Annotated in this window: 18 protein-coding genes; 8 read left to right on the top strand and 10 right to left on the bottom strand. The window is 66.2% G+C overall.

Annotated features, from left to right (window positions below):
- The first annotated feature begins 580 nt into the window (after positions 1-580).
- Positions 581-1,042: a DUF6325 family protein gene (locus J2X01_RS20635; protein WP_310061979.1), complete on the top strand. Its 462-nt coding sequence runs from the start codon at positions 581-583 to the stop codon at positions 1,040-1,042.
- A gap of 32 nt (positions 1,043-1,074) precedes the next feature.
- A complete protein-coding gene (locus tag J2X01_RS20630) occupies positions 1,075-1,395 on the top strand; it encodes an SHOCT domain-containing protein (protein WP_310061976.1) in 321 nt (106 codons plus the stop codon).
- 105 nt (positions 1,396-1,500) lie between these two features.
- Here the strand turns inward: J2X01_RS20630 and J2X01_RS20625 are convergent, their stop codons facing one another.
- The 8 genes from J2X01_RS20625 to J2X01_RS20590 all read right to left on the bottom strand — a co-directional run bounded on the left by J2X01_RS20625 (position 1,501) and on the right by J2X01_RS20590 (position 5,286).
- Positions 1,501-1,998, bottom strand: coding sequence for an SRPBCC family protein (locus tag J2X01_RS20625; protein ID WP_310061973.1), 498 nt, complete (start codon positions 1,996-1,998; stop codon positions 1,501-1,503).
- Between the two features lie 13 nt (positions 1,999-2,011).
- Positions 2,012-2,344, bottom strand: a complete 333-nt coding sequence (locus J2X01_RS20620; RefSeq protein ID WP_310061970.1) for an ArsR/SmtB family transcription factor — start codon at positions 2,342-2,344, stop codon at positions 2,012-2,014.
- A 52-nt stretch (positions 2,345-2,396) separates the two neighbouring features.
- Positions 2,397-2,663 carry a hypothetical protein gene (locus J2X01_RS20615; RefSeq protein ID WP_310061966.1) on the bottom strand — a complete coding sequence of 89 codons (267 nt, stop codon included), beginning with the start codon at positions 2,661-2,663 and terminating at the stop codon, positions 2,397-2,399.
- 115 nt (positions 2,664-2,778) lie between these two features.
- Entirely contained in the window at positions 2,779-2,967 is a 189-nt protein-coding gene (locus J2X01_RS20610) for a hypothetical protein (RefSeq protein ID WP_374725005.1), read from the bottom strand.
- A 24-nt stretch (positions 2,968-2,991) separates the two neighbouring features.
- Positions 2,992-3,393, bottom strand: a complete 402-nt coding sequence (locus J2X01_RS20605) for a VOC family protein (RefSeq protein WP_310061963.1) — start codon at positions 3,391-3,393, stop codon at positions 2,992-2,994.
- A complete protein-coding gene (locus J2X01_RS20600) occupies positions 3,390-3,824 on the bottom strand; it encodes a DUF1810 domain-containing protein (RefSeq protein WP_310061960.1) in 435 nt (144 codons plus the stop codon). The genes J2X01_RS20605 and J2X01_RS20600 overlap by 4 nt, the downstream gene beginning before the upstream one ends.
- Positions 3,825-3,875: 51 nt before the next feature.
- Positions 3,876-4,508: an ANTAR domain-containing protein gene (locus tag J2X01_RS20595; RefSeq protein ID WP_310061957.1), complete on the bottom strand. Its 633-nt coding sequence runs from the start codon at positions 4,506-4,508 to the stop codon at positions 3,876-3,878.
- 52 nt (positions 4,509-4,560) lie between these two features.
- A complete protein-coding gene (locus J2X01_RS20590) occupies positions 4,561-5,286 on the bottom strand; it encodes a GAF and ANTAR domain-containing protein (protein ID WP_310061954.1) in 726 nt (241 codons plus the stop codon).
- A gap of 244 nt (positions 5,287-5,530) precedes the next feature.
- On the opposite strand from J2X01_RS20590, the gene J2X01_RS20585 reads away from it, so the two are divergent.
- The 4 genes from J2X01_RS20585 (at position 5,531) to J2X01_RS20570 (ending at position 7,987) form a co-directional block, all read left to right on the top strand.
- On the top strand, positions 5,531-6,253 hold the full coding sequence (locus J2X01_RS20585) for a GAF and ANTAR domain-containing protein (RefSeq protein ID WP_310061951.1): 723 nt from the start codon (positions 5,531-5,533) through the stop codon (positions 6,251-6,253).
- Between the two features lie 15 nt (positions 6,254-6,268).
- Positions 6,269-6,589, top strand: coding sequence for a hypothetical protein (locus tag J2X01_RS20580; RefSeq protein ID WP_310061948.1), 321 nt, complete (start codon positions 6,269-6,271; stop codon positions 6,587-6,589).
- Between the two features lie 85 nt (positions 6,590-6,674).
- The gene (locus J2X01_RS20575; protein ID WP_310061945.1) at positions 6,675-7,406 is read left to right on the top strand and encodes an MgtC/SapB family protein; all 732 of its coding nucleotides are present in this window, start codon (positions 6,675-6,677) and stop codon (positions 7,404-7,406) included.
- 38 nt (positions 7,407-7,444) lie between these two features.
- Complete coding sequence (locus J2X01_RS20570; RefSeq protein WP_310061943.1) at positions 7,445-7,987, top strand: GNAT family N-acetyltransferase; 543 nt, start codon at positions 7,445-7,447, stop codon at positions 7,985-7,987.
- A gap of 25 nt (positions 7,988-8,012) precedes the next feature.
- Here J2X01_RS20570 and J2X01_RS20565 read toward each other — a convergent pair whose 3' ends face one another.
- The gene (locus tag J2X01_RS20565) at positions 8,013-8,501 is read right to left on the bottom strand and encodes a GNAT family N-acetyltransferase (RefSeq protein ID WP_310061940.1); all 489 of its coding nucleotides are present in this window, start codon (positions 8,499-8,501) and stop codon (positions 8,013-8,015) included.
- A gap of 136 nt (positions 8,502-8,637) precedes the next feature.
- On the opposite strand from J2X01_RS20565, the gene J2X01_RS20560 reads away from it, so the two are divergent.
- Together J2X01_RS20560 and trxA are read left to right on the top strand one after the other, a co-directional pair.
- Positions 8,638-9,183: an acyl-CoA thioesterase gene (locus tag J2X01_RS20560; protein ID WP_310061938.1), complete on the top strand. Its 546-nt coding sequence runs from the start codon at positions 8,638-8,640 to the stop codon at positions 9,181-9,183.
- Between the two features lie 81 nt (positions 9,184-9,264).
- The gene (trxA, locus tag J2X01_RS20555; RefSeq protein ID WP_310061934.1) at positions 9,265-9,675 is read left to right on the top strand and encodes a thioredoxin; all 411 of its coding nucleotides are present in this window, start codon (positions 9,265-9,267) and stop codon (positions 9,673-9,675) included.
- A 131-nt stretch (positions 9,676-9,806) separates the two neighbouring features.
- Here trxA and J2X01_RS20550 read toward each other — a convergent pair whose 3' ends face one another.
- Entirely contained in the window at positions 9,807-10,085 is a 279-nt protein-coding gene (locus J2X01_RS20550; RefSeq protein ID WP_310061931.1) for a putative quinol monooxygenase, read from the bottom strand.
- Between the last annotated feature and the right edge of the window lie 47 nt (positions 10,086-10,132).

Here is a 10,132-nt window from a genome sequence, read left to right as displayed (position 1 = left end):
CGCGGGTCCGAAGGCGTAGCGGAACATGCTGCGCGCCAGAGTCGGGTGCCGCGGAAGCAGGAAACCCCGCGGCAGAGCGTCCCGCCGGCGGTGGCCGCCTTGAGCCCCAGGGTGCCCAGCTGGCAACGCCTACGGGGTTTCGAATCCCCCTCTGCCACCTTTTTCTTCCTGCCTCAGACCGGAGTGCCCGCCGGGACCCAGTTTCCGCGCCTGTTTCGGACGCGGGGCGCGGATTCGGACGGCCGCACCCCGGATCCGCGTAGCGCGCGTCCGAAAGCGTAGCGGAACGTGCTGCCCGGCAACTCGGAGCCGGTCAGCCACGGGGCACCCTGCCCCGCACTCGCCCCGCACCCGCGTCGGATCCACGCGGCGTTGGGCTCACCCGAAAGGGATGATGCGGGGGACGCCTGCCGGCGCCGGCGTGGGACGTGAAGGGACGTTCGCCTCGGGAGGCCGGTCCGGCGGTGGGCCGTCCGGAGCCCGCCGTCGTTATCACCCGGCGCGGGTGGTGACGGCCCGGCAGGTGACGTCCACACTGAGACGAGCGCGCCGGACAGTGCGCTCGAAACCGAACGGAGGCATGCCAGTGACAACCACACCGGAGACAGAGGCCCACGGGCCAGTCGACTTTGTGCTCCTTGAGTTCCCGATGGCAGGACTGACGGGACGGGCGAGTGAAGAACTCATGCGGCTCGTCGAGCAGCGCGTGATCCGGCTCTTCGATCTTCTCATCGTGATGAAGATGGAGGACGGCAACGTCGAGGTCCTCGAGCTCACCGACCCAGGCGGTCCCGCGGAGTCCTTCTCGTACTTCGCCGGCGCGCAGACCGGAATTCTCGGCAAAGAGGAAATCGCCGAAGCGGCAGATGCGATCCTCCCGGGGAGCCTTGCCGCGCTGATCGTCTACGAGAACATCTGGGCGGCACCTTTTGTGGCGGCCGTTCGGGAAGGCGGCGGCGAACTCGTTGCGAGCACGCGGATCCCTGCGCCGGACGTGATGGCAGCACTCGAAGCCCTCGACGACGCACCGCCCGTAGCCTGACACATAAGACGCGATGCGAGAGGAGAAGAATTATGGGACTGCTTAGGGGTATCGGACGGACAGCGGTCGTTGCCGGGACGGCATCTGCCGTCAGTGGCCGCGTCCAGCGCCGGCAGGCTGCGAAGTTTGCCGAGAAGGACGCCGCGACCGCGGCCAAGGAACAGCAGGCGTACGAGACGCAGATGGGCCAGCAGCAGCAACCTGTGTACCAGCAAGCGGCGCCCGCGCCGGCCGCCGGCGGAATCTCCAACGACGCGATCCAGCAGCTCAAAGAGCTCGGGGCGCTGAAGGAGCAAGGAATTCTCACGGAACAGGAGTTCGGGGTGCAGAAGGCGAAGATCCTCGGCGGCTAATGCCTCCAGGTCCGCGCTGACGCATAAAGCACCCCCGCACGCGCCGGCGACGGCAGCTGCGGGGGTGTGTTGCCGTGCAAGTATCCTCACGGCCGAACGGCCGGCTCAGCTGACCTTCGTGTCGGCCAGGATGGCGTCGATCTGGCCGAGGGCCTGCTTCATGCCCTCTTCCATGCCCATGGCGAGGACCTTCTCGAGCGCCTCGGCGGAGTCAAACGTCGACACCATCGTCATCCGGGTGCGGTTGTCGACCGCCTCAAGCCGCATCACGGCGTGGCTTGTGCCCATGGCCGGGATCGGATCGCCGTTCTCGTCGGCGAAACCGTCGTCGAACTCCAAACGGTGCGGGGCCTCGATGGCGGTGAACCGCCACCAGCCCCGGCTCTTCTCGCCTTCGGGCCCGGTCATGAAATAGCTGGCTTTCCCTCCGGACACAAAGTCGTGGCTGTCGAAAGTCGCGGGCCAGGTGGGCGGGCCCCACCAGCGTTCCAGCTGGCGCGGGTCTTCCCAGACCTGCCACACGCGCTCGACGCCGGCGTCGAACTCTGCGACGACGGTGAAGCTCAGGGCTTCGGCATTCTTCTGCGAACTGATAACGGTCATGACGGAACTCTCCCTATCCCTCTGCGAGAATGTCTGCGATCCGGTCAGCCCGCTGCCGCCAGATCGTCTCGTACTCATCGAGCAGCCGTCGGGCTCGTTGTAGGCCCTCGTGGTGCGCCCGCACGATCTGCTCCCGTCCGCGCTTTTCCTTCGTAACGAGGGACGCGCGCTCCAACACCGCCACGTGCTTCTGGACGGCGGCGAAACTCATGGCGTAGTGCTCTGCCAGCCCCGATACGGAATACTCTCCGGCCGTCACCCGGGTGACGATGTCCCGGCGGGTGGCATCGGCGAACGCCTGGAACAGGCGGTCAAGGTCGGCATCCCGGAGCTCATCTACAACCATTTGGTTGTAGAATAATCCGCCTGTTCCAGAGTGTCAATGGGTTTCCGGAGGGCTACCCGGCCATCCCGGGGTGCACCGCGACAAACTCGATTTTGTTCACGGGCTGGACGGTTTTTTTCGGTGCCCGGGAGTATCCCTTGGCGTCCAGGTGATTCTCTGCCCGGTAGACACTCAGGGCCGCGTCATAGATCGCATTGAGCTGCAGGCCGGAAAACTCTTCGGTGGAACCATCATTGAATGTGATGGAAACAATGCTGCTGCCCGGAAAGTGCCGCTTCATGCGGATGAAGCCTTCGGGGTCCTGCTGGAGATTGATCAATGCGGTCCTGCCTTCGTGATGGGGGACTTCCAGTCTCCCGCACCTTGTTCGGAACGTCCGCACGGCCCGGCCGGACGGAAGGCCCCTCATTGAGGAGCCTTCCATGGTTTCCGGACTACACCCTCTCGCGGGTCCGGTCGGCCGTTGCCGGATCCTCGACCGTGAATTCCCTGCTGCGCCGGGGGAAGGCCCAGAACTTGAAGTCAGGCGCTTCCACCCGGGGCTCCGGGCGCGCCTCGGTTTCCTTTGATTCATCCTTCTTGATGTCCCGCCGGAATTCCCTGTTGTACGGATAGCACATCACTGACCTCCTTATCGTGACTGCCCTTTAATCCTCCTCCGCTTCGTTCCCGGCGTCGATACCCTGCCGAGGTCGGACGGCAGCATCGACGACGCAGAAGCGGTTGCCCTCGGGATCGGCCAGAATGACGTAGTCCGCGTCCGCGGGACGCTTGCTCCATTCCACGCGGCTCGCACCCAGGCGCACGAGCCGGTCGACATCGCTGGCCTGCTGCTCCGAATAGAGGTCGAGGTGGATTCTGGGTGGCACCTGGACCGTCGACGGGACACGGTCCAGGGAGATGTTCGGGCCGGGCCCGGCCCTCGGCCCAAGGACGACGAAGTCCTCTTCGGGGGGCCGCCGCGGTACGTAGTCCAGGGCCGCCGTCCAGAAGTCCAGCTGGCGCTGGAGATCATCGACACGGATGACGATTGAGCCAATGGAGATCATTGGAGGCCGAGCAGCCGGTCGGTGGCCGCATCGGGCACGCCGTCGAAGTACCCGGCCAGGACCTCCTGGAATACGGTCTGCTGCGGGTCCGCCCGGAGGAAGAGTGTCATGGACGAGTGCAGCTTCCGTTCGTCGATCCCGCCGAAGATCTGCCGCGCGGTGCGCCCTTCGAGTCCGGCCACCACCGCGGCGCATTCGACCAGCCGCGGACCCAGCACCGGGTGCCGCAGATAGGCCTTGGCTTCATCCAGCGAAGTCACGGCATAGGTCCGGGCGGTGGGGCTTCGCCCGAGGCCGGCGAGCTGCGGGAACACAAACCACATCCAGTGGCTGCGCTTCAGGCCCGCGTGGAGCTCGTCGAGGGCGTGCCGGTACGTCCCGCCGGAGTCCTGGGCCTTGACGAACCGCTCCAGATCGTAGGAATCCTCCACAGTGCCCTCCTTCGCCGGCAGTCCTTCCGGCACGGTTCAGCTGCCGTGCGCTCACTCCTGGAAGCGTGCCGTGACGTCAGTATCGCCGGCGATGGATGCCACGACCGCAGCAGCGACGTCGCGGATCTTCAGGTTCCTGTTGTTGGAGGTGTTCCGGAGGATCTTAAAGGCGTCGTCGCGCCCGCACCGGTTCTGGGCCATGACGGCGCCGATCGCCGTGTCGATCGTGGTCCGCGACTGCATCGCGGCGGCCAGGTTGTCCCGGGACTCCGTAAGCTGGGAAATCCGCAGCGCCAACAGGAGCGCCTGCGCGGCGTCGGACACAAACTGCTGGGCATCCGCGAGATCCTCCGCGGAAAACGCGTCGGCCCGCGGCGAATACAGGTGGACAACGGCAGAGGTGGCGTCGTCGAGGGCTACGGGGATCTGGAGGACGCTGGCGGCTGCCGCCCCGGTGCTGCCGGCTTCTGAGGTTGGCTGCTTCCGCCGGTTGACGGTGATCCCGCAGGAGACTTCGTGGTCCGGGCGGGACAGTTCGCTCGCCGCCAGGCGGCTCAGCTGGGTCAGGAAACCGTCGACGCCGGAACCAGGCTCAGTGCTGTCCAGCACGAGGTCCAGCATGGTCCTGGTGCTGGTGCTGGTGCTGGTGCTGTGCGCTGACGCAACGGTACTGCTGTCTCTCATGGGTGCCCCCACTTCCCAGCCGCACGCGGAGCAAACGGCGGCTTTTCCCATCCTATGCCGGGGGTTTGGGCGAAGGAAGGGAGGCGCCCTGCAGGATGTCCGTGGCAATAGTGTGGAGCCTGGTGTCGGTGGCCCGGGCGGCCAGGTGCAGAAGTTCCATGGCCCGTTCCCTGCTGCACCGGTTCTGGATCATGATCAGCGCGACGGCGGCGTCCACGATCGCGCGGGATTTCAGTGCGGACCGCAGATGTTCCGGGTAGATTTCCGGCGGGTGCACTTTCAGTGCCAGGCGGAGGATCCGCGAGATGGATGCGGCATGGCGCTCGACCTCCGCGACGGTGGCCTCGTCAAAAACGCCGCTGGTCCGGGCGTAGCAGTTCAGTGCTGCGGCTGCCCCCGGATCCGTGGCGATCGGCACGGCCAGGACCGCCTTGATGCCCTCGCCCGAGACCGCGGAGGCGTAGTGCTCCCAGCGGTCGTCATTCGCCACGTCGGGAACCAGAACGCTGGTTCCGTGCCGCAGGGCGGTAAGGCAGGGACCGTCGTCGAACGCGTACTGCTTCTCATCCAGCCGTCTCGCGTCCGCGCCGCTGCTGGCGACGGTGGCGGGAGTGCCGTCCCGTTCCACTGTGATGGCACACAGCATCGGCTCGGAACTGCCGAGGAAGGTCGCGGAGATGGTGGTCAGGCCCAGCAGGAAGTCAGTGAACCCTGGACTTTCCAGCAGGAGATCCTGGAGTTGCTCGGGCGTTGGGGGTGCGCCGGTACCGGAACCCATGCCGGCCTCAATCCTACGAACGTCTGGCGTCCGTGACGCACCGACTCGGCGGCTGGGAACTCTTGATCGCCCGCAACCCAAATAGCAGCACCGGGATCGTCCAGCCCGGAATGTACCTACCAGCGACACTACGCCGTGTGGGGGACGGTGAATATAGTCGGCTCCAGCCGGCCCGCCGTATGCTTGAATTCTGCGGCGATACGCGCCGGCTGGCATTGCGCCGGTATGGATTTCCGAGGTGAAAATGAGCGTGGAACTGCCGCTGGCTGACGAGATCACCGCTGTTTTTGCCCGAGCCAACAGGCTGCTGCTGACGGAAGAGACGGTGTCACACGCCCTCCGGCTGATCACGGAAGCTGCGACGGCGGCGGTCCCCGGTGCGATCGGCGCCGGAGTGAGCCTGATCAACGGTTCGGGGCTGCGCCAGACGACGGCTGCGTCCGACGCCGTCGTGGCGGCAGCAGATGCCCTTCAGTACGAGCTCGGGGAGGGCCCGTGCATCTCGGCCTGGGCGAGCGGGGAAACCGTCCGGGTCGAAAACCTCGCCTCGGACCGACGGTGGTCGCGCTGGGCTCCGGCCGCGGCGGCCCTGGGGATCTCCTCTGCCGTGAGCTGTCCGTTGCTGTCCGGGGATCTCGCCCTGGGGGCCGTCAAGGTCTACTCGGACGGCGGACAGCCATTCCGCGACGGCACGGTCCGTTTGGCCGAACTTTTTGCTGCGCAGGCGACACTCTTTGTCATCCACTCCCACGCCCGTGAAGCGGCCGGGACGCTGAGTGACCGGCTGCAGGAATCACTGGCGCAGCGGGACACGATCAGCATGGCAAAAGGCGTGCTGATGGCCCGGAACGGCACCGGCGATGAGCAGGCACTCCGGGAGTTGATGATGCTGTCGCGGCAGGCGGGGAAGCCCCTCGCCCGGGTCGCGGCGGAACTGCTGGCTGCGGCCGGCCCCCTCGAAAACTGAGCGTAGGACGACCGCATGTCCCTGGGCGACGAGGAGAGCGAGCAACGCCGGCGATTCGCCGAGTCGCTTCGCCACGCCGATGTCAGCGCTGAAGAGCTCTGGCTGAGGTACTTCACGCTGGGTGGCCAGGCCGGACAGTTCGAAGTCGAGGCGTATATCCACGGCGCCATGGCCCTGCCCGCCCTTCAGCGCGACATCCTCGCCCACGCCCTGAATGAACGCCTGGATGAGCTGTACTCCGGGGCGCCCCGCGCGCCGTACAGCGTCGATGGCCACGACGGGACGCCCGACGACGGGCCGGGCAGCGGCCCCGCAACAGATCCCGGCGACGAGTGACGGAGGCCTTGCTAGAGTCAGCCATAGCGTGAGTTCTCTCGCGCCGGCCCGCCACTGACCGGCGGGTACAGGGAAGGTGGGCGGCATGTTCGCATTCTTCACCGACACAAGCCTGGTGGAAGCCGGTTTGCTGCTCGCGACATTCGTGCTGTGTTCGCTGGTCGGCATCGAACGGCAGGTCCGGCAAAAGAGCGCGGGCTACCGGACCCATGTGCTGGTGGGGCTCGGCTCGTGCGCCTTCACCCTCGTGTCCGCTTACGGCTTCGCCTTCGTGATGGAGCCCGGAGCCGTCCTCGACCCGTCCCGCATCGCGGCCCAGATCGTCAGCGGGATCGGATTCCTGGGCGCCGGCGTCATCTTCAAGGGCCGGGACGTGGTCCGCGGCCTCACGACGGCCGCCACCATCTGGGTGTCCGCCGCGGTGGGCATGGCCTGCGGCGCCGGCATGGTCTCCCTGGGTGTCGTGCTGACGATCTTCCACCTCGTGACACTGTTCGTGATTGCCCCCGCGGTCCGCAAAATCCCCTCCGTGGACCGGAACCGCGTGATGCACATCGATTACGCCGACGGCCAGGGCGTGTTGCGGCAGATCCTCGAAATCGCCACCACCATGGGCTTCAGTTCCTCGATCCTGCGCACCCGGAGGACCGGGGATCAGCAGAAGCCGATGGTCTCGATGGAGGTCCGCTTCTTCGGCCGTCATCCGCTGCGCAACCTGGTCCTGCCGCTGATGGACCTGAATGGTGTCGCGAGCGTGATTGTCCGGGGCACGGATTCGAGCGAAGACGACGACGACGACGATGACGACGACGGCTGAGTTCACTCCGGCCGCACTGGCACCGGGCTGAGCTCCGGATGACCGGCAACAGTACGCCCTTGGCCGGCAGCGTCCGGATCCGGATCCTGCGAGCCTCCGACGTGGAAGCCATGTGCGCCGCCTACCTGCGTAACCGCGAACATCTGGCGCCCTGGGAACCGCTGCGGGCCGAGGAGTTTTTCACTGTAGACGGCCAAATGATGAGCGTTCAGTCCAAGCTTTCCTTGTTCATCGCGGGATCCGATGTCCCATGGGTCCTGACGGACGGCGAGGCGATTGTGGGGCTGATGACCCTCAGCGGCATCGTCCGGGGACCGTTCCTCAGCGCCCACCTCGGGTACTGGGTGGACAAGGACTACAACGGGCGGGGGATCGGCTCCGCGGCGGTCGCGTTCGCCGTCGGCGCGGCGCGGGACGACCTGGGCCTGCACCGGCTGCAGGCCGCCACGCTCCAGCACAACGCCGCCTCACAGAAGATCCTCAAACGCGCCGGCTTCGCGGAGATCGGGGTGGCCCCGGCCTACCTCAACATCGCCGGCGGCTGGCAGGACCACATTCTTTTCCAGCGGATCCTGTACTAAGGGGAACGCAGCCGACCGGCACGGCTCAGCGGACCATCCGCAGAATCCGGACCGGAGTGCCGGCCAGTTCATGCGTCGCAGTGGCCCCGTCAGGGACGAAACCGTTGCGCAGGTAAAAGGCGAAGGCGCGGGGATTATCCTCCGCAATCCAAAGGTGCGCCCCGCCGTTGCCAATGGCTGCGTCCAGCAGCAGCTGGCCTGCCCCTGAGCCGTAATGGCTGGCCAGCACGTAGATGCCCTGCAGTTCCCGGGGCCGGGGTCCGTCGTCATCGCGTCCGGGCCCGGCGCTCGCCCAGCCGACGATGTCCGTCCCCGCGCACGCCACCCAGACATCCGAGGCGCCCGCGGCGATGGTTTCGCGCCATCTTGTTTCCCGCGGCCGCCGCTGCAGCCCCGCGAGGACGGCGGCCGGCAGCAGGTGGACGTAGCTCTCGCGCCAGGCCTGGATGTGCACCTGAGCAATGCCGGCGGCGTCGGCGACTACGGCCTTCCTGACGGTCAGGTCTGTTGTCATCCGGCAAGGGTAATACGGACTTGCACGCAACGGTGCGCGATCCAGGTACTCCGTGAAGCGCCCATTCCGGACCCGGCCACACAGCCCGCCGCTTCGCCCTTTGGCGGTGGAGTTACTCGCGGGTAATATACCTTCCATGCATTTGCTCCTGCGCACGCTTGTCCTGCTGTTCACGTCCTCGCGCCGTTCCCCGTTGAGCATCTGGGACACCGCGTCGCTGCCCTTGAAGGTCCTGCCGACCGACATCGACATTGCGATGCATGTCAACAACGGAATGTATTTTTCCCTGATGGACCTCGGCCGGTTCGACCTGATGGCCCGCAGCGGAACCTGGAAAGCGATGCGCCGCCGCGGCTGGAGCCCCGTGGCCGCGGGGGAGACCATCGCGTTCCGCCGCTCGCTGCAACTGTGGCAGCGGTACACGATCGAAACGAAGATCATCGGCCTCGACGAAAAAGCCATCTACTTCGAGCAGCGCATGGTGGTGGACGGGGAAATCTACGCCCGGGCCTTCATCGCCACGCGCCTGGTCAGCAGGGGAAAACCGGTCAGCCAGGCGGACATCATCCGTGAGTTCGGTGCGCCGCCAGCGGGGCTGGAACTGCCCGAATGGATCCACGAGTGGCGCGAAACCAACGCCCTGCCCGGGGCGCGGCGGCCGGCGCCCCACGCCTGGGCCTAGCCGTACGCGGTGGCCGTCACATGGCTGTGCCAACAGCGAAATGCAGGGGACAAGCCGTGGCTGCTCGCGTACCGTTGACCCATGGCTACCGTAGACATTACAGGTGAACAGTTCGCATCTACCGTCGAGGACAACGACATTGTCCTCGTCGATTTCTGGGCCGAATGGTGCGGCCCGTGCAAGCAGTTCGGACCCACCTACGCCGCAGTTTCCGAGAAGCACCAGGACGTCGTCTTCTCCAAGGTGGACACCGAGGCAGAGCAGCAGCTCGCCGCCGAGGCCGGCATCACGTCGATCCCGACGCTGATGGCGTTCCGCGAAAAGGTGCTCGTGTTCTCGCAGCCGGGCGCGCTCAATGCCCAGCAGCTGGAGCAGGTCGTGGACGCCGTGAAGGCGCTCGACATGGAGGAAGTCCACGCCCATGTGGCCCGGTCCCAGGCCGAGGCAGCAGCGGCCGGCAAGCAGGACGGCAGCCAGATCCCGGAGGCCTAATCGCCCCCTTGACCGGCGAACAGCAACCCACCGGCCAACAGCAACGCGGGGTCACTGCGCGCCCATAATCTTCGGATTAATGGGCGCGCAGTGACCCCGCGTTGTTTTGTCTTGTCTGTGGTTGGGTCCGCTTAGAGTTTCACGAGCCTGACGGGCTCGGCCAGCAGGGCGCTCAGGGACTCATTGAGGTCCTGGACCGCGGTGCCTTTCGAGTGCTTGTCCAGGTCCTCCTGCGAGGCCCACTGTTCGGTCAGGACCAGCCGGTCCTCGCTGGCCTCGGTGAGTTCGTACCGGATGCAGCCGGGTTCGTTGACGACCTCGTCGATCGCGATCTCCAGCGCGAGCTTCACACGGAAGAACTCGCCGTCGTTGGGAATGAAGATGGCCTGAAGGTCAATGGGTGCACTCATGGTTTTTACCATACCGGGCCGCGGCTTTTTGTCCCGATAATTTCGTA

The organism is Arthrobacter ginsengisoli (genome assembly GCF_031456935.1).
GTDB classification, from domain to species: Bacteria; Actinomycetota; Actinomycetes; order Actinomycetales; family Micrococcaceae; genus Arthrobacter; species Arthrobacter ginsengisoli.
This window is presented reverse-complemented; position numbering and strand designations above follow the sequence as displayed.

What these genes read in the sequence shown, in the direction of transcription:
- J2X01_RS20565 (WP_310061940.1), bottom strand. Translation starts at nt 8,501, where the DNA reads ATGACAACAGACCTGACCGTCAGGAAGGCCGTAGTCGCCGACGCCGCC.
- J2X01_RS20590 (WP_310061954.1), bottom strand. Translation starts at nt 5,286, where the DNA reads ATGGGTTCCGGTACCGGCGCACCCCCAACGCCCGAGCAACTCCAGGAT.
- J2X01_RS20550 (WP_310061931.1), bottom strand. Translation starts at nt 10,085, where the DNA reads ATGAGTGCACCCATTGACCTTCAGGCCATCTTCATTCCCAACGACGGC.
- J2X01_RS20585 (WP_310061951.1), top strand. Translation starts at nt 5,531, where the DNA reads ATGAGCGTGGAACTGCCGCTGGCTGACGAGATCACCGCTGTTTTTGCC.
- J2X01_RS20570 (WP_310061943.1), top strand. Translation starts at nt 7,445, where the DNA reads ATGACCGGCAACAGTACGCCCTTGGCCGGCAGCGTCCGGATCCGGATC.
- J2X01_RS20625 (WP_310061973.1), bottom strand. Translation starts at nt 1,998, where the DNA reads ATGACCGTTATCAGTTCGCAGAAGAATGCCGAAGCCCTGAGCTTCACC.
- J2X01_RS20560 (WP_310061938.1), top strand. Translation starts at nt 8,638, where the DNA reads ATGCATTTGCTCCTGCGCACGCTTGTCCTGCTGTTCACGTCCTCGCGC.
- J2X01_RS20605 (WP_310061963.1), bottom strand. Translation starts at nt 3,393, where the DNA reads ATGATCTCCATTGGCTCAATCGTCATCCGTGTCGATGATCTCCAGCGC.
- J2X01_RS20575 (WP_310061945.1), top strand. Translation starts at nt 6,675, where the DNA reads ATGTTCGCATTCTTCACCGACACAAGCCTGGTGGAAGCCGGTTTGCTG.
- J2X01_RS20580 (WP_310061948.1), top strand. Translation starts at nt 6,269, where the DNA reads ATGTCCCTGGGCGACGAGGAGAGCGAGCAACGCCGGCGATTCGCCGAG.
- trxA (WP_310061934.1), top strand. Translation starts at nt 9,265, where the DNA reads ATGGCTACCGTAGACATTACAGGTGAACAGTTCGCATCTACCGTCGAG.
- J2X01_RS20595 (WP_310061957.1), bottom strand. Translation starts at nt 4,508, where the DNA reads ATGAGAGACAGCAGTACCGTTGCGTCAGCGCACAGCACCAGCACCAGC.
- J2X01_RS20630 (WP_310061976.1), top strand. Translation starts at nt 1,075, where the DNA reads ATGGGACTGCTTAGGGGTATCGGACGGACAGCGGTCGTTGCCGGGACG.
- J2X01_RS20620 (WP_310061970.1), bottom strand. Translation starts at nt 2,344, where the DNA reads ATGGTTGTAGATGAGCTCCGGGATGCCGACCTTGACCGCCTGTTCCAG.
- J2X01_RS20635 (WP_310061979.1), top strand. Translation starts at nt 581, where the DNA reads ATGCCAGTGACAACCACACCGGAGACAGAGGCCCACGGGCCAGTCGAC.